Genomic DNA, 15,284 nt, shown 5'->3' with positions numbered 1-15,284 from the left:
AAGCCGGAGGTCTCTCCACTACGATGTAGAACTCGTCCAGTCCTCCACCGTAGGTGGAGGTTTACTTTGATTACAAAGAAAAAACCGGCAGGTTGCCCTACCGGTTTTTTGTCAGTGATTGATCGATGAGGATCAGATCAAGCGGCTTCAGCAGCTTCTGCTTCGGCGGCAACGCGAGCCTTATCGGCCGCGCCCTTGGCATCAACGTCACGCTCGACGAATTCTATGACTGCGAGCGGAGCATTGTCGCCCTGACGGTAGCCAGCCTTCATGATGCGAAGGTAACCGCCATTGCGCGAAGCGTAGCGGGTTGCGATTGCATCGAACAGCTTACGAACGGCGCCCTGATCCTTGATCTGCGAAATAGCCTGACGACGTGCATGCAGGTCGCCGCGCTTGCCGAGGGTGACCAGCTTTTCAACGATCGGACGAAGGTCCTTTGCCTTCGGCAGGGTCGTTACGATCTGCTCATGGGTGATGAGCGAAGCAGCCATGTTGGCAAACATTGCCTTGCGGTGGCTGGCGGTGCGGTTGAGCTTGCGGCCGGAATTCTGGTGACGCATCTCGTGTCTCCTTTACTTGCAAGCATCTGCCTGCAGTTTAAATTCGCATTCCATTGAACCAGGTGACGCCCAATTGGCCCCACCTGTAAATGCGTGCGGGTTAGTACTGATCTTCGTAGCGCTTTGCGAGATCTTCGATGTTTTCCGGCGGCCAGGCAGGAACTTCCATACCAAGATGGAGACCCATGGATGCCAGTACTTCCTTGATCTCGTTCAGCGACTTGCGACCGAAGTTCGGCGTGCGCAGCATTTCCGCCTCGGTCTTCTGGATGAGATCGCCGATGTAGACGATGTTGTCGTTCTTCAAGCAGTTTGCCGAACGGACGGAAAGTTCCAATTCGTCAACCTTCTTGAGAAGTGCCGGATTGAACGCAAGTTCGGTGACGGCTTCTTCTTCGGCTTCCTTCTGCGGCTCGTCGAAGTTGACGAAGACAGAAAGCTGGTCCTGAAGAATGCGGGCAGCAAACGCAACAGCGTCTTCACCCGTGACTGAGCCGTTCGTCTCAATCGTCATCGTCAGCTTATCGTAGTCCAGAACCTGTCCTTCGCGGGTGTTTTCCACCTTGTAGGACACCTTCTTGACCGGCGAGTAGAGACTGTCGACCGGGATGAGGCCGATCGGCGCGTCTTCTGCACGGTTACGCTCGGCAGGAACATAGCCCTTACCGTTGTTGACCGTGAATTCCATGCGGATCTCCGCACCGTCATCGAGGGTGCAGATTACGTGATCCGGATTGAGGATTTCGATATCGCCAACCGTCTGGATATCACCAGCCTTGACAACACCTGGACCCTGCTTGCGCACTACCATGCGCTTGGAATCATCGCCATCCATCTTGATGGCAATTTCCTTGATGTTCAGAACGATATCCGTGACATCTTCGCGGACGCCCGGAATAGACGAAAATTCGTGCAGAACACCATCGATCTGGACTGCGGTGACCGCAGCGCCGCGCAGCGACGACAAGAGCACGCGACGCAACGCATTGCCGAGCGTCAGACCGAATCCCCGCTCCAAGGGTTCCGCAACCAGCGTCACCTTGGTACGGCCGGAGGAGCTAAACTCCACCTTGTTCGGCTTGATCAGTTCCTGCCAGTTCTTCTGGATCATATGTTTCAAACCTTCCATTCGCTGCCACTATCCAATCGTGGCAACCGAGCATGAGAAGCACCGATAACAAGCTCATCGGCGTTACGGCAAAGCCGCCAGACCTCATATCGAAGTCAGGCGGCATCACTCAAACTTAACGAAGGCCCACCATTGCAGACCTCCCTTCACGCATTAGACGCGGCGCTTCTTGCGCGGACGGCAACCATTGTGCGGGATCGGGGTTACGTCGCGGATCGACGTAATCATGAAACCAGCAGCCTGGAGTGCACGCAGAGCAGACTCGCGACCAGAACCGGGACCGCAAACTTCCACTTCCAAAGACTTCATGCCGTGTTCCTGAGCCTTCTTGGCGCAATCTTCGGCAGCAATCTGAGCGGCGAACGGCGTAGACTTACGCGAACCCTTGAAACCCTTTGCACCAGCAGACGACCAGGCAATTGCATTGCCCTGTGCGTCCGTGATCGTGATCATGGTGTTGTTGAAGGTAGAGTTGACGTGCGCAACGCCAGACGTGATGTTTTTGCGTTCGCGACGGCGTACGCGTGTGGCTTCCTTGGCCATGGTATTCCTTTCATTGATCTCGTCACCGCCGTAACACCAGCGGCTCCACCAGGGTGAAACTCACCCGAAACCCCAAAAGGAGGCCGATGCAAAGGCACCAACCTCCAAAAATCCGGATCTAACCGAACTTACTTCTTCTTACCAGCGATGGCCTTGGCCGGACCCTTACGCGTGCGCGCATTGGTATGGGTACGCTGACCGCGTACTGGCAGGCCGCGACGATGACGAAGACCGCGGTAGCAGCCAAGGTCCATTAGACGCTTGATGTTCATAGCGGTTTCGCGGCGAAGATCGCCCTCAACCTGGTAATCACGGTCGATCGTTTCACGGATCTGAAGAACTTCAGCATCCGTCAACTGATGTACGCGACGGTCAGCAGCAATGCCGACCTTCTTGACGATTTCCTGCGCAAACTTCGGGCCGATCCCGTGAATGTAGGTCAGCGCAATAACAACGCGCTTCGCAGTCGGGATGTTGACGCCAGCGATACGTGCCACGCCTATTCTCCTTGCGTTCCAGTTGCCATCCGGCAAGTGGTGCTTCTTCCATGAGAGCAGCCTCAGAAGGCCGCCAGTTCAAATCTCATCCGATATAGTCATAGAGACAAGACCGGACCAACATAGCAATCCGAGCCAATCGCTATCAAATGTCGCGAGTTGGCGCGGTGTTTAGCGGAATCGGTACCCAAAAGCAACCGGCCCCGCCAAGATTTTTTAACAACAAACAGCGTTGCTATCAGTCAAGCGGCTGACTTTTCCAGGACGTCTTCAATAGACTTGGTCACGACATCCATATCCGCCATACCGTCCAGGACCACCAACTGCCCTTGACCTGCATAGTACTCGGATAGCGGGGCAGTCTTTTCCCGATACTCCGCGAGACGCTTGCGGAATGACTCGGGATTGTCGTCAGAACGCACCGTCCCACCTGCGGCGACCGTTTCGGCAACGCGCGATTCGATTCGACGAACCAGAGCCTCTTCATCGACCTTCAGCTCGATCACAGCATCGAGCTGAATATTCTTCGCACGAAGATTTTCCGCCAAGGCCTTCGCTTGAGGCACGGTCCGCGGATAGCCGTCAAGGATGAAACCCTTGGCGCAATCCGAAGCCTCGATACGCTCGGACACGATCTGGTTCACGATGTCATCTGATACGAGCCCGCCCGCATCCATGACCGCTTTCGCCTTCTTGCCAATGTCCGACTCAGCCTTAACGGCTGCGCGAAGCATATCTCCTGTGGACAACTGCGGGATGCCATACTTGTCCGTCAGGCGCTTGGCCTGCGTACCCTTCCCCGCTCCCGGCGGTCCCAAAAAGATCAGTCTCATCGTCCCCTCTTTCCTCCACGCAACTTGGACTTCTTGATCAGTCCCTCATATTGCTGAGCAATGAGGTGACCCTGAATCTGTGCTACCGTATCAAGGGTAACACTGACAACGATCAAAAGCGAAGTACCACCAAGGGCTAATGGGATTCCGGTCCGTGCAATCAGTGTCTCAGGCAGGATGCAGACGAAAACGAGATACACCGCACCGACGACCGTGATTCTTGTCAGGACGTAATCGATGTATTCCGCGGTCCGCTCGCCAGGACGAATGCCAGGAATGAAGCCGCCATGCTTCTTGAGATTATCGGCCGTGTCTTTCGGATTGAAGACGATTGCCGTGTAGAAGAAGGCAAAGAAGGCAATCAGCAAGCCATAGAAGAGCATGAACAATGGTTGACCATGCTGGAGCGACGCAATGATTGCCGTTGCCCAAGTCGGGAGACTTGTATTGCCAGCGAAGCCAGCCGCAGTCGCAGGCAGGAGCAACAGGGACGATGCGAAAATTGCCGGAATGACGCCAGAAGTATTGAGCTTCAGGGGAAGGTGCGACGTATCACCCTGGAACATCCGGTTCCCGACCTGACGCTTTGGATACTGGATAAGCAAGCGGCGCTGCGCACGCTCCACAAACACAATCAGAGCGATAACACCGATTGCGACGACCACGACAGTGAGAATCAATGCTGTGGACAACGCGCCTGTCCGACCCAGCTCAAGCGTGCCCGCCAATGCAGTCGGCAGACCAGCAGCAATGCCGGCGAAGATGATCAGGGAAATGCCGTTGCCGATCCCGCGGGATGTGATCTGTTCCCCAAGCCACATCAGGAACATGGTGCCCCCGAGCAGCGTCAGCACAGTCGAAATTCGGAAGAACCAACCTGGATCGACAACGATACCGTTTCCGCCTTCAAGACCAACGGCAATGCCGTAGGCTTGAAGCGTTCCGAGCAGAACCGTGCCGTAGCGCGTGTACTGGTTGATGATCTTCCGGCCTTGCTCGCCTTCCTTCTTGAGGTTCTCGAGCGACGGAACAACCGACGTCATGAGCTGTACAATGATGGAGGCAGAAATGTACGGCATGATGCCCAGGGCAAAGATCGCCATACGCTGAACGGCGCCGCCTGCAAACATATTGAACAGACCAAGAATACCCCCGGCCTGTCCTTTGAATGCCTGTGCATAGGCTTCCGGATTAAGGCCCGGAAGTGGAATATGTGTCCCAAGACGATAGACAAGAAGCGCAGCCAGCGTAAACCACAGGCGCTTCTTCAGGTCCGTTGCCTTCGAGAAAGTAGAAAAGTTCAAATTCGAGGCCAGTTGCTCAGCTGCAGATGCCATGCCTATCTCCGCCTGACCAGTTCCGCCGGCCAAACAGGCTCCAGGCAGAAAGCAGTCTCATTTCCAATTTCAGAAAATCGGGAGATGGAAGGTGCAGAAACCAATCTCGACGCCCCACCCCATTTTCCGTTACACCCCGGCTAAACGCCGCGTCCCGCCGGGTTCGTGAGGCCCACATATGGGAGCAAAATCGCCCGGTGTGAAGCACCCCGGGCGACTCATCGACACATTATTCAGCAGCAGCTGCAGCTTCTGGAAGCTTGATGGAACCGCCAGCCTTTTCGATCTTCTCTACAGCCGCCTTGGAAGCGCCTGCAGCCTCGATCGAAACCTTCGCCTTCAGTTCGCCGTCTGCGAGAATACGAACACCATCCTTTTCGCGACGGATCACACCGGCGGCCTTCAAGGAACCGGCGTCGATCGTTGCGGACGCGTCCAGCTTCTTCGCATCAATCGCTGCCTGAATTCGGCCAAGCGATACAATCACGAAGTCAGACGAGAAGATGTTGTTGAAGCCACGCTTCGGAAGGCGACGGTAGATTGGCATCTGACCGCCTTCAAAACCGTTGATAGCAACGCCAGAACGAGCCTTCTGACCCTTGACGCCGCGTCCACCAGTCTTACCCTTGCCCGAACCAATACCGCGACCTACGCGAATACGGTCTTTGCTGGAGCCTTCGTTGTCTTTGATTTCGTTAAGTTTCATGGTTCCTACTCCCGTCTCACTTCTCGTCGACGACGCGAACGAGATGCTGGACAGACCGGATCATGCCACGAACTGATGGAGTGTCTTCCAGAGTCCGAACCCGGTGCATCTTGTTAAGGCCGAGACCGATCAGCGTCTGACGCTGAACGGAAGGCCGGCGAATGGGGCTACCGATCTGCTCGACCGTAACCGTCTTCTTGGTTTCGTTAGCCATCAAACAGCTCCTTATTCTTCCGCTGCATTGCCGGAAGCGGCACGGCGAGCCTGAAGCGTAGCATACTTGATGCCGCGCTGTGCCGCGATGTCCTTCGGATGCACCTGGTGCTTCAAGGCGTCGAACGTAGCGCGAACCATGTTGTAAGGGTTCGACGAACCAGTCGACTTTGCAACAACGTCATGAACGCCCAGCGTTTCGAAAACGGCACGCATTGGACCCCCAGCGATGATTCCCGTACCGGCCTTGGCCGAACGAAGCAGAACCTTACCAGCGCCATGGCGACCATTCACATCGTGATGCAATGTACGGCCGTCGCGCAGCGGGACGAAAATCAGATCGCGCTTGGCAGCTTCCGTTGCCTTGCGGATCGCTTCCGGCACTTCGCGAGCCTTGCCGTGACCAAAGCCAACGCGGCCCTTCTGATCACCGACCACGACCAGGGCGGCAAAGCCGAAACGACGGCCACCCTTAACAACCTTGGCAACACGGTTGATAGCTACCAGTTTATCAACGAACTCGCTGTCGCGCTCTTCGCGGCTCTGACGCTCTTCGCGCGAGCCTCTCTTTTCCTGTGCCATTTTCCTGTTCCTTTTTCTTTTCCGGTACAAACGGCAGACTTCGAAAAGCCGACCAAACGCCCGTCAGGGAATCTGGTCGGCCAGTGGTAAGTGGCTTCTTAAGCCAAAACGACCGATCCGTGAAGACCGGCGCCGTATTTATTAGAACGCCAGACCGCCTTCGCGAGCAGCGTCCGCGAGAGCCTTGATACGGCCGTGGTAAATGAACGCACCACGATCGAATACGACTTCCTTGACACCCGCAGCAACCGCACGCTCGGCAACGAGCTTACCGACTGCTGCAGCTGCAGCAGTGTCGGCGCCGGTCTTCAGAGACGTACGCAGGCCGCCATCGAGTGTGGAAGCCGCAGCAAGTGTGCGACCAGCCACATCGTCAATGATCTGGGCATAGATGTTCTTCGACGAGCGATGAACCGACAGACGCGGGCGACCGTTAGCGACCGCCTTAATCTGGCGACGAACACGGCTCGCGCGCTTTGCAAGTACTTCTTTCCTGCTAGCCATTTCGCGTCAACCTTACTTCTTCTTGCCTTCCTTGCGGACGATCCGTTCTTCAGCGTACTTGACGCCCTTGCCCTTGTAGGGCTCCGGACCGCGGTATTCGCGGATTTCCGCTGCAACCTGACCGACCTGCTGCTTATTGATGCCAGTTACGACGATTTCCGTCGGCTTCGGCACGGCAATAGTGATACCCTGCGGCGGCTCATAGACCACATCGTGGCTGAAGCCGAGCGAGAGCTGCAGGTTCTTGCCCTGCATGGCGGCGCGGTAACCAACGCCGTTGATTTCGAGCTTACGCTCAAAACCGTCCTTCACACCCTTGAAGATGTTCTCGATCATCGTGCGGGACATGCCCCACTTTGCGCGAGCATCCTTCGTGTCGGTTACCGGAGCAACAGACACTGCGTTATTTTCGAAAGAAAGCTTTACTTCGTCATTTGCTACGAAGAACAGCTCGCCCTTCGGACCCTTTGCCGTGACCGTCTGTCCTTCGACAGAGGCCGTAACACCAGCGGGAACCTGAACGGGCTTTTTACCGATACGAGACATAGTTCAATCCTGTCTGTCCGTTAGAGATCCTGCTGGCCTTAGAAGACCGAGCAGAGAACCTCACCACCTACGTTCTGTTCGCGCGCCTGATGATCGGCCATCACGCCCTTCGGAGTCGAAAGGATGGTGATGCCGAGGCCGTTCGCGACCTGCGGAATAGACTTAACCGAAACGTAAACGCGGCGACCAGGCTTGGAAACGCGGCCAATTTCGCGAATTACGGAAGCACCTTCGTAGTACTTCAGCTCGATTTCAATCTCGGACTTGCCGTCGCCGTGATCGACCTGCGTGTAGCCGCGGATATAACCCTCAGCCTGCAGAACATCGAGAACGCGAACGCGCAGCTTCGAAGCCGGCGTCGTAACGGAAGACTTGCGACGGGCAGCGCCGTTGCGGATACGTGTGAGCATATCGCCCAGAGGATCAGTCATGGTCATGTTAACCGTCTCCTTACCAGCTGGACTTCACAACGCCCGGAACCTTGCCCAGATTGCCGAGTTCGCGCAGGGCGATACGGGACATCTTGAGCTTCCGGTAGAAGGCACGCGGACGACCGGTGACTTCGCAGCGATTGCGGATGCGGGTCTTGGAACCATCGCGCGGCAACGAAGCGAGCTTCAAGGTAGCCTTGAAACGCTCTTCAATCGGCAGGTCCTGTTTCATGATGATCGCCTTCAAAGCAGCTCGCTTTGCTGCCTGGTTGGCGACCGTCTTGCGGCGGCGCTTGTTCTTTTCGATTGCGCTTGTCTTCGCCATATCGAGTTCCTTTTCTACGCTCGTCGTTACGGTTACTGACGGAACGGGAAGTTGAACTCTTTCAGAAGAGTCCGTGCTTCGTCGTCCGTGTTTGCCGTCGTGCAAACGATGATGTCCATGCCCCACATCTGATCAACCTTATCGTAGTTGATCTCAGGGAACACGATGTGCTCCTTGATGCCCATGGCGAAGTTGCCACGGCCGTCAAAGCTCTTCGGATTCAGACCGCGGAAGTCGCGAACGCGCGGAAGCGCGATGTTGACCAGACGATCCAGGAATTCGTACATGCGAGCGCCGCGCAGAGTTACCTTGGCGCCAATCGGCATGTTTTCACGCACCTTGAAGCCTGCAATCGAATTGCGGGCACGCGTGATGACCGGCTTCTGACCGGCGATCGCAGCCAGATCGGCAGCAGCGATCGTGGGCTTCTTCGAATCGGCGGTCGCTTCACCAACACCCATGTTGATGACGATCTTGTCGATCTTCGGAATCTGCATCTCGTTGGCGTAGGAGAACTGCTCCAGAAGCGCCTTACGGATACGAGAAACGTACTCCGTCTTCAGACGGGGCTCGTACTTGTTCTCAGCCATCGATCACATCTCCCGTACGCTTGGCTACACGGACCTTCTTGCCATCGACAACGCTAAAGCCAACACGTGTAGGCTTTCCGTCCTTCGCGACGATCGCGATGTTCGACAGATGGATCGAAGCTTCCTTGTTGATGATGCCAGCTTCCTGGGTCTGGGTCTGGCGCTGGTGGCGCTTTACCATATTGATCCCACGGACCACAGCACGGTCTTCCTTCGGCAGCACCTGGACTACTTCACCGGTACGGCCCTTGTCCTTACCGGCAATAACGACAACGTTGTCGCCTTTACGAATCTTCTGCATGGCTATCCGCTCCCTTAGAGTACTTCCGGAGCCAGCGAGATGATCTTCATATGGTTCTTGGCGCGAAGTTCGCGCGGAACCGGTCCGAAGATACGGGTGCCGATGGGCTCTTTCTTGTTGTCGATGAGGACCGCTGCGTTGTTATCGAAGCGAATCACGCTGCCGTCCGGGCGGCGGATGTCCTTTGCGGTGCGAACAACGACGGCTTTCATAACGTCGCCCTTCTTCACGCGGCCGCGCGGAATAGCTTCCTTGATGGAGACGACGATAATGTCGCCTACGGAAGCATACTTACGCTTTGAGCCGCCCAGCACCTTGATGCACATGACACGACGCGCGCCGGAATTATCGGCAACGTCGAGGTTTGTTTGCATCTGAATCATGTCAGGTCGCCTTCTCGTAATGACTGGAACGGTTGGGCATGCGCCCCCTATTCCAGCTCAATGACATACTTAATTTTCGCGCGAGGTGGGTTCTTGCCAAGGTGGTTTCCTGACCAGGACCTTCCCTGCGCTTCAAAGCAAAAGAACGCCCGCGAGTACGGGCGTCCTGCGCCAATGCGCTGCTTCATACAGAATTCTACGGCAGACGCAAGGGCCTGCCGTAGTTTCCTGCAAATTAAGCCTGGGCGGCAATAACCGTCCAGCACTTATCCTTGGAAATCGGTGCACACTCCTGAATGGAGACGACATCGCCGACCTTGTACTGATTGTTTTCGTCGTGGGCCTTGTACTTCTTCGAACGGCGGACTGTCTTCTGAAGCAGCGGGTGAGCGAAACGACGCTCAACCCGGACCACAACGGTCTTTTCGTTCTTGTCGCTGACCACGACGCCCTGCAGAATGCGCTTCGGCATATTATTCTTCCCTTAGGCCTTTGCTTCTGCCGCCTTCTGGCGGGCAATGGTTTTTACGCGAGCGATGTCCTTACGAACTTCGTTGATGCGCGAGGACTTCTCAAGCTGGCCTGTCGCCTTCTGAAAGCGCAGGTTGAACTGCTCCTTCTTCAGGTCTGCGAGCTTATCCTTGAGCTGGTCGGCCGTGAGGCCGCGAACTTCTTCGGCTTTCATGTGCCTAACCCCTTACTCTGCGATGCGCTGTACGAAGCGCGTCTTTACCGAGAGCTTGGCAGCGCCGAGACGAAGTGCCTCGCGTGCGATATCCTCGGATACACCATCGATTTCGAACATCATTCGACCAGGCTTGACCTTGCAAGCCCAGTACTCGACAGAACCCTTACCCTTACCCATACGAACTTCGGTCGGCTTTGCAGTGACCGGAGTGTCAGGGAAAACGCGGATCCATACACGGCCTGCGCGCTTCATGTAGCGGGTGATCGCGCGGCGAGCCGCTTCGATCTCACGCGCATTCACGCGGTTAGGCTCCTGAGCCTTAAGGCCGAATTCGCCGAATGCCAGGTCGAAACCGCCCTTGGCAACGCCTTTGATGCGACCCTTGAACTGCTTGCGATACTTGGTACGCTTTGGCTGCAACATTTTCTTATTCCTCGAACTTATCTTTCGCCAGCGCTAATCAAGCGTTCTCGCGACGACGATCGCGGTCACGGCTAGCCGGACCCTGAGCATCACCCTCGAGAGCACGGCGTTCAGAAGCCATCGGATCGTGCTCAAGGATTTCGCCCTTGAAGATCCAGACCTTGATGCCGCAGATACCGAACGCGGTTTCAGCTTCAGCCGTACCGTAGTCGATGTCTGCGCGCAGCGTATGAAGCGGAACGCGGCCTTCACGGTACCATTCGGTACGAGCGATTTCAGCGCCACCAAGACGACCTGCACAGGTGATCTTGATGCCTTCTGCGCCCAGACGCATAGCCGACTGAACGGCACGCTTCATAGCACGACGGAAAGCAACGCGGCGTTCAAGCTGCTGAGCAATCGACTGCGCAACGAGCGTTGCGTCAACTTCTGGCTTGCGAACTTCAACGATGTTGAGGTGCGTTTCGGACGATGTCATGTCGGACAGCTTCTTGCGAAGCTTTTCGATGTCAGCGCCCTTCTTGCCGATGATGAGACCCGGACGAGCAGAGTGGATCGTAACGCGGCACTTCTTGTGCGGACGCTCGATGACCACCTTTGCGATGCCGGCCTGCTTCAGTTCTGACATGAGGTAGGCGCGGATCTTCAGGTCTTCATGAAGAAGCTGGCCGTATTCCGCATTGTCGGCGAACCAACGGCTATCCCAGGTACGGTTGATGCCGAGGCGGAAGCCGATTGGATTGATTTTCTGACCCATTATGCGGCCTCCCCTTTTTCCTCGACTTCGCGCACGACGATCGTGAGGTGCGCGTAGGGCTTTTCAATGCGGGAAGCACGACCGCGACCACGAGCGTGGAAACGCTTCATAACGATCGACTTGCCAACATAGGCCTCAGCAACGACGAGAGAGTCGACGTCGAGGTCGTGGTTGTTTTCTGCGTTCGCGATAGCAGACTCGAGGGTCTTCTTCACGGTGCCAGCGATGCGCTTGCGGGAGAACTCGAGTTCTGCCAAGGCGCGTTCGACCTTCTTACCACGGATCATGGCAGCAACAAGGTTGAGCTTCTGCGGGCTGACGCGAAGCGTACGGGCGACAGCCTGTGCTTCGTTGTCCTTCAGCCGGCGTTGGGTCTTTGCCTTCGCCATGATTACTTCCTCTTCGCCTTCTTGTCCGCACCGTGACCGTAATAAGTCCGGGTCGGAGAGAATTCACCAAACTTGTGACCGACCATGTCCTCGTTGACACTGACCGGCACATGCTTGTTGCCGTTGTAGACGCCGAACGTCAAACCGACGAACTGAGGAAGAATCGTGGAGCGGCGGCTCCAGATCTTGATTACTTCACTTCGGCCGCCTTCACGAACCTTCTCAGCCTTCTTGAGAAGATAGCCGTCAACAAACGGGCCTTTCCAAACTGAACGAGCCATTCCTGACTACCTCTCTTACTTCTTCTTCAAGTGGCGCGAGCGCATGATGAACTTGTCCGTGGACTTGTTCGAACGAGTGCGCTTGCCCTTCGTCGGCTTGCCCCAAGGCGAAACCGGATGACGGCCACCAGAGGTACGGCCTTCACCACCACCGTGCGGGTGATCGACAGGGTTCATGACAACGCCGCGGTTGTGCGGGGTCTTGCCGCGCCAACGCGTACGACCAGCCTTACCGTCGTTGATGTTGCCGTGGTCCGGGTTGGAAACCGCACCAACAGACGCAAGGCAAGTGCCATGCACCAGGCGCTGCTCGCCGGAGTTCAAGCGAAGGATCGCCATGCCCTGGTCACGACCAACGAGCTGGACGTAGGTACCAGCGGAACGCGCGATCTGACCGCCCTTGCCTGGCTTCATCTCAACGTTGTGGAGAATGGAACCAACCGGGATATACTGAAGCGGCATCGTATTGCCAGGCTTCACGTCTACAGCCTTATCGGAAGCAATGACCTTATCGCCCACAGCGAGACGCTGCGGAGCAATGATGTAGGCCTGCTCGCCGTCGGCGTAGCTGATCAGCGCAATGAACGCGGTGCGGTTAGGGTCGTACTCAAGACGCTCGACAGTACCTTCAACGTCGAACTTGCGACGCTTGAAGTCAACGAGACGGTAGGTACGCTTGTGACCGCCGCCGATGAACCGAGCAGTAATACGACCAAGGTTGTTACGGCCGCCACTCTTGGAGAGGCCTTCCGTCAACGCCTTGACCGGCTTGCCCTTCCAGAGGCCAGAGCGGTCGACGATAACCAGCTGACGCTGGCTGGGAGTCGTCGGGTTAAAGCTTTTCAATGCCATTGTTCTTGTTCCCTACCTCAGACGCCCGTCGAAACGTCGATGGACTGGCCGTCGGCAAGCGTGACGATCGCCTTCTTGACGTCCTTCTGCTTACCGATAAAGCCGCGGAACCGCTTGGTCTTGCCAAGGCGAACGAGCGTATTGACGGCCTTAACCTTGACGCCAAAGAGAGCTTCGACAGCAGCCTTGATTTCAGGCTTCGACGCATCCTTGGCAACGTTGAAGACGACCTGGTTCTGTTCAGAGAGCAGCGTCGACTTTTCCGTGATCGACGGAGATACGATCACATCATAGTGGCGAAGATCTGTCATTTGAACCGCTCCTCCAGAGCTTCAACCGCAGCCTTGGACAGCACGAGCTTGCCACGACGCAGGATATCGTAAACGTTGATGCCCTGAACCGGCAGAACGTCGATGTTCGGAATGTTCTGAGCAGCGAGCTTGAAGTTGTTGTCCAGTTCAGCACCGCCAACAACGAGAGCGTTCGTCAGGCCGAGCGAAGCCAGCGTACCGGCAACGATCTTGGTCTTAGCTTCAGAAGCAACGAGCTGATCAACGATGATCAGGTCTTCTGCCTTCAGCTTCGCCGAGAGCGCGTGACGCAGGGCCAATGCACGAACCTTCTTGGGCAGGTCATGTTCATGGCTGCGAACAACCGGGCCATGAGCCTTACCACCGCCACGGAACTGCGGAGCACGAGCGGAATGGTGACGGGCGCGGCCAGTACCCTTCTGCTTGTACATCTTAGAACCGGTGCGAGCTACCTCGGAACGGCCCTTGGACTTGTGAGTGCCCTGCTGCTTCTTTGCAAGCTGCCAACGCACCATACGTGCCAGGATATCCTGGCGAGGATCGAGGCCAAAGATCTCGTCAGAAAGGGAGACCTTGCCAGCGTCCGTACCCTCGAGGGTCTTGACGTTGAATTCCATGTTATTAGGCTCCCTTACTTCGCAGCCGACTTGATGGCGTCGCGGACGATAATCCAAGCGCCCTTGGAGCCGGGGACGGCACCCTTGACCAGGATCAGACCGCGATCTTCATCGGTAGACACGACTTCCAGGTTCTGGGTCGTTACGCGAGTCTGGCCCATATGACCAGCCATGCGCTTGCCCTTCCAGACTTTACCCGGATCCTGATTGTTACCGGTCGAACCGTGCGAACGGTGCGATACGGAAACACCGTGAGTCGCGCGCAAACCACCGAAGTTGTGACGCTTCATAGCACCGGCAAAACCCTTACCGATCGTCGTACCGGTCACATCGACCAGCTGACCTGCGGTGAAGTGGCTAGGGGAAACCGTGGCACCAACGTCGATGAGATTGTCTGCATCAACGCGAAATTCGACAACCTTCTGCTTAGGCTCAACCTGAGCCACAGCAAAATGGCCACGAAGAGCCTTGCTTGTATTCTTTACCTTCGCCTGGCCTGCACCAAGCTGAACAGCCGTGTAGCCGTTCTTTTCGTCTGTACGGTGGGCAACGACCTGGCAGTTCTCGACACGCAGAACCGTGACTGGAACATGCTCGCCGGCGTCATTGTAGACGCGGGTCATTCCGACCTTCTGTGCAATTACACCTGAACGCATCGGTTCAATCCTTCTCACTCAGCCCGAGGGCAGACCTCAGAGCTTGATTTCCACGTCTACGCCTGCGGCGAGATCGAGCTTCATCAGCGCGTCTACCGTCTGCGGGGTGGGATCCACGATATCGAGCAAGCGCTTATGAGTGCGCATTTCGAACTGCTCGCGGCTCTTCTTATCAATGTGAGGGGACCGGTTTACCGTAAACTTCTCGATGCGAGTCGGAAGCGGAACGGGGCCCCGGACGCTAGCACCGGTGCGCTTCGCCGTCGACACGATCTCGCGCGTGGAAGCGTCGAGAATACGATGATCGAATGCCTTCAGGCGAATGCGGATATTTTGGCCGTTCATTCGACGTTATCCTTGTTTTAACTTGACCCAATACCGGCAAGCAGCATGGGGCGTTTCTATCTAAAGGCGGACCACCGGTGTCAAAGATCGAGGATGACCAAACTGATCATCATCCACTCTTCGGGCCCAAAGGCCCACCTTTTGGATTATTGGACCTACCCAATACGACGTAGGTCGGAAATCGCGCTCGCGCGCCATTTGCAACATTTTCATGTCATACGCAAGCCCCTAAGAGGGCTTGCGCACGATTATTTCGAACCTGCAAGCGAGGAAACCGAGTGCCCTCGCCGTGTCTGATTACTCGATGATCGAAGCGACGATACCGACGCCGCCTGCAATGCGCGCTTACGCGACTTTGCAATCTTTATTTGCGTCGGCAGCTTTCGGATCGCTGCCCCGGATCATCGATTACTCGATGATCGAGGCAACGATGCCGGCGCCGACGGTACGGCCACCTTCGCGGATCGCAAAGCGCAGCTTTT

28 protein-coding genes are annotated in these 15,284 nt (G+C 56.3%); all 28 read right to left on the bottom strand.

Annotated elements, in window-relative coordinates; genetic code table 11:
- Positions 1-137 precede the first annotated feature (137 nt).
- Positions 138-563 (bottom strand): 50S ribosomal protein L17, encoded by a 426-nt coding sequence (gene rplQ / locus MUU53_RS21875; protein ID WP_247262742.1) that lies wholly within the window; start codon positions 561-563, stop codon positions 138-140.
- A 100-nt stretch (positions 564-663) separates the two neighbouring features.
- Positions 664-1,674, bottom strand: a complete 1,011-nt coding sequence (locus MUU53_RS21870) for a DNA-directed RNA polymerase subunit alpha (protein WP_062554820.1) — start codon at positions 1,672-1,674, stop codon at positions 664-666.
- A gap of 171 nt (positions 1,675-1,845) precedes the next feature.
- A complete protein-coding gene (gene rpsK / locus MUU53_RS21865) occupies positions 1,846-2,235 on the bottom strand; it encodes a 30S ribosomal protein S11 (RefSeq protein ID WP_007766864.1) in 390 nt (129 codons plus the stop codon).
- Positions 2,236-2,363: 128 nt separating this feature from the next.
- The gene (gene rpsM, locus MUU53_RS21860) at positions 2,364-2,732 is read right to left on the bottom strand and encodes a 30S ribosomal protein S13 (RefSeq protein WP_247262741.1); all 369 of its coding nucleotides are present in this window, start codon (positions 2,730-2,732) and stop codon (positions 2,364-2,366) included.
- Between the two features lie 242 nt (positions 2,733-2,974).
- The gene (locus MUU53_RS21855; RefSeq protein ID WP_247262740.1) at positions 2,975-3,565 is read right to left on the bottom strand and encodes an adenylate kinase; all 591 of its coding nucleotides are present in this window, start codon (positions 3,563-3,565) and stop codon (positions 2,975-2,977) included.
- Positions 3,562-4,902, bottom strand: a complete 1,341-nt coding sequence (gene secY / locus MUU53_RS21850) for a preprotein translocase subunit SecY (RefSeq protein WP_247262739.1) — start codon at positions 4,900-4,902, stop codon at positions 3,562-3,564. The genes MUU53_RS21855 and secY overlap by 4 nt, the downstream gene beginning before the upstream one ends.
- Before the next feature lie 229 nt (positions 4,903-5,131).
- Positions 5,132-5,608, bottom strand: coding sequence for a 50S ribosomal protein L15 (rplO, locus tag MUU53_RS21845; protein WP_247262738.1), 477 nt, complete (start codon positions 5,606-5,608; stop codon positions 5,132-5,134).
- A 16-nt stretch (positions 5,609-5,624) separates the two neighbouring features.
- Positions 5,625-5,822, bottom strand: coding sequence for a 50S ribosomal protein L30 (gene rpmD / locus MUU53_RS21840; RefSeq protein WP_062554707.1), 198 nt, complete (start codon positions 5,820-5,822; stop codon positions 5,625-5,627).
- Between the two features lie 11 nt (positions 5,823-5,833).
- Complete coding sequence (rpsE, locus tag MUU53_RS21835) at positions 5,834-6,403, bottom strand: 30S ribosomal protein S5 (RefSeq protein ID WP_062554708.1); 570 nt, start codon at positions 6,401-6,403, stop codon at positions 5,834-5,836.
- A 141-nt stretch (positions 6,404-6,544) separates the two neighbouring features.
- Positions 6,545-6,907 (bottom strand): 50S ribosomal protein L18, encoded by a 363-nt coding sequence (gene rplR, locus MUU53_RS21830; RefSeq protein ID WP_247262737.1) that lies wholly within the window; start codon positions 6,905-6,907, stop codon positions 6,545-6,547.
- 12 nt (positions 6,908-6,919) lie between these two features.
- Positions 6,920-7,453, bottom strand: coding sequence for a 50S ribosomal protein L6 (rplF, locus tag MUU53_RS21825; protein WP_247262736.1), 534 nt, complete (start codon positions 7,451-7,453; stop codon positions 6,920-6,922).
- Between the two features lie 38 nt (positions 7,454-7,491).
- Positions 7,492-7,890, bottom strand: a complete 399-nt coding sequence (rpsH, locus tag MUU53_RS21820) for a 30S ribosomal protein S8 (RefSeq protein WP_062554711.1) — start codon at positions 7,888-7,890, stop codon at positions 7,492-7,494.
- Between the two features lie 13 nt (positions 7,891-7,903).
- The gene (gene rpsN, locus MUU53_RS21815; protein WP_062554712.1) at positions 7,904-8,209 is read right to left on the bottom strand and encodes a 30S ribosomal protein S14; all 306 of its coding nucleotides are present in this window, start codon (positions 8,207-8,209) and stop codon (positions 7,904-7,906) included.
- Between the two features lie 32 nt (positions 8,210-8,241).
- Positions 8,242-8,799 (bottom strand): 50S ribosomal protein L5, encoded by a 558-nt coding sequence (gene rplE / locus MUU53_RS21810; protein ID WP_247262735.1) that lies wholly within the window; start codon positions 8,797-8,799, stop codon positions 8,242-8,244.
- Complete coding sequence (gene rplX / locus MUU53_RS21805; protein ID WP_062554714.1) at positions 8,792-9,100, bottom strand: 50S ribosomal protein L24; 309 nt, start codon at positions 9,098-9,100, stop codon at positions 8,792-8,794. The genes rplE and rplX overlap by 8 nt, the downstream gene beginning before the upstream one ends.
- A 14-nt stretch (positions 9,101-9,114) precedes the next feature.
- Positions 9,115-9,483, bottom strand: coding sequence for a 50S ribosomal protein L14 (gene rplN / locus MUU53_RS21800; protein ID WP_018328276.1), 369 nt, complete (start codon positions 9,481-9,483; stop codon positions 9,115-9,117).
- Positions 9,484-9,718: 235 nt separating this feature from the next.
- Complete coding sequence (gene rpsQ / locus MUU53_RS21795) at positions 9,719-9,955, bottom strand: 30S ribosomal protein S17 (protein ID WP_062554715.1); 237 nt, start codon at positions 9,953-9,955, stop codon at positions 9,719-9,721.
- Between the two features lie 12 nt (positions 9,956-9,967).
- Positions 9,968-10,168: a 50S ribosomal protein L29 gene (gene rpmC / locus MUU53_RS21790; RefSeq protein ID WP_007531673.1), complete on the bottom strand. Its 201-nt coding sequence runs from the start codon at positions 10,166-10,168 to the stop codon at positions 9,968-9,970.
- Between the two features lie 12 nt (positions 10,169-10,180).
- Positions 10,181-10,594 carry a 50S ribosomal protein L16 gene (rplP, locus tag MUU53_RS21785; protein ID WP_062554716.1) on the bottom strand — a complete coding sequence of 138 codons (414 nt, stop codon included), beginning with the start codon at positions 10,592-10,594 and terminating at the stop codon, positions 10,181-10,183.
- A gap of 37 nt (positions 10,595-10,631) precedes the next feature.
- Entirely contained in the window at positions 10,632-11,351 is a 720-nt protein-coding gene (gene rpsC / locus MUU53_RS21780) for a 30S ribosomal protein S3 (RefSeq protein ID WP_062554717.1), read from the bottom strand.
- Positions 11,351-11,740: a 50S ribosomal protein L22 gene (gene rplV / locus MUU53_RS21775; protein WP_247262734.1), complete on the bottom strand. Its 390-nt coding sequence runs from the start codon at positions 11,738-11,740 to the stop codon at positions 11,351-11,353. The genes rpsC and rplV overlap by 1 nt, the downstream gene beginning before the upstream one ends.
- A 2-nt stretch (positions 11,741-11,742) precedes the next feature.
- Positions 11,743-12,021, bottom strand: coding sequence for a 30S ribosomal protein S19 (gene rpsS / locus MUU53_RS21770; RefSeq protein WP_062554719.1), 279 nt, complete (start codon positions 12,019-12,021; stop codon positions 11,743-11,745).
- Positions 12,022-12,036: 15 nt separating this feature from the next.
- Complete coding sequence (gene rplB, locus MUU53_RS21765) at positions 12,037-12,873, bottom strand: 50S ribosomal protein L2 (protein WP_062554720.1); 837 nt, start codon at positions 12,871-12,873, stop codon at positions 12,037-12,039.
- A gap of 17 nt (positions 12,874-12,890) precedes the next feature.
- Positions 12,891-13,184, bottom strand: a complete 294-nt coding sequence (locus tag MUU53_RS21760) for a 50S ribosomal protein L23 (protein WP_062554721.1) — start codon at positions 13,182-13,184, stop codon at positions 12,891-12,893.
- The gene (rplD, locus tag MUU53_RS21755) at positions 13,181-13,801 is read right to left on the bottom strand and encodes a 50S ribosomal protein L4 (protein ID WP_062554722.1); all 621 of its coding nucleotides are present in this window, start codon (positions 13,799-13,801) and stop codon (positions 13,181-13,183) included. Before rplD ends, MUU53_RS21760 begins: the two co-directional genes overlap by 4 nt.
- Before the next feature lie 14 nt (positions 13,802-13,815).
- Entirely contained in the window at positions 13,816-14,457 is a 642-nt protein-coding gene (gene rplC / locus MUU53_RS21750; protein WP_062554723.1) for a 50S ribosomal protein L3, read from the bottom strand.
- A 36-nt stretch (positions 14,458-14,493) separates the two neighbouring features.
- Positions 14,494-14,802, bottom strand: a complete 309-nt coding sequence (rpsJ, locus tag MUU53_RS21745) for a 30S ribosomal protein S10 (RefSeq protein WP_003547547.1) — start codon at positions 14,800-14,802, stop codon at positions 14,494-14,496.
- 408 nt (positions 14,803-15,210) lie between these two features.
- The coding region (locus MUU53_RS21740; RefSeq protein ID WP_140021467.1) for an EF-Tu C-terminal domain-related protein at positions 15,211-15,284 on the bottom strand (74 nt) is incomplete at its 5' end.

It is taken from the genome of Affinirhizobium lemnae (assembly GCF_022968395.1).
Classification (GTDB): Bacteria; Pseudomonadota; Alphaproteobacteria; order Rhizobiales; family Rhizobiaceae; genus Neorhizobium; species Neorhizobium lemnae.
The sequence above is the reverse complement of the archived record's forward strand: the minus strand, read 5'-3'. Positions and strand labels throughout refer to the sequence as shown.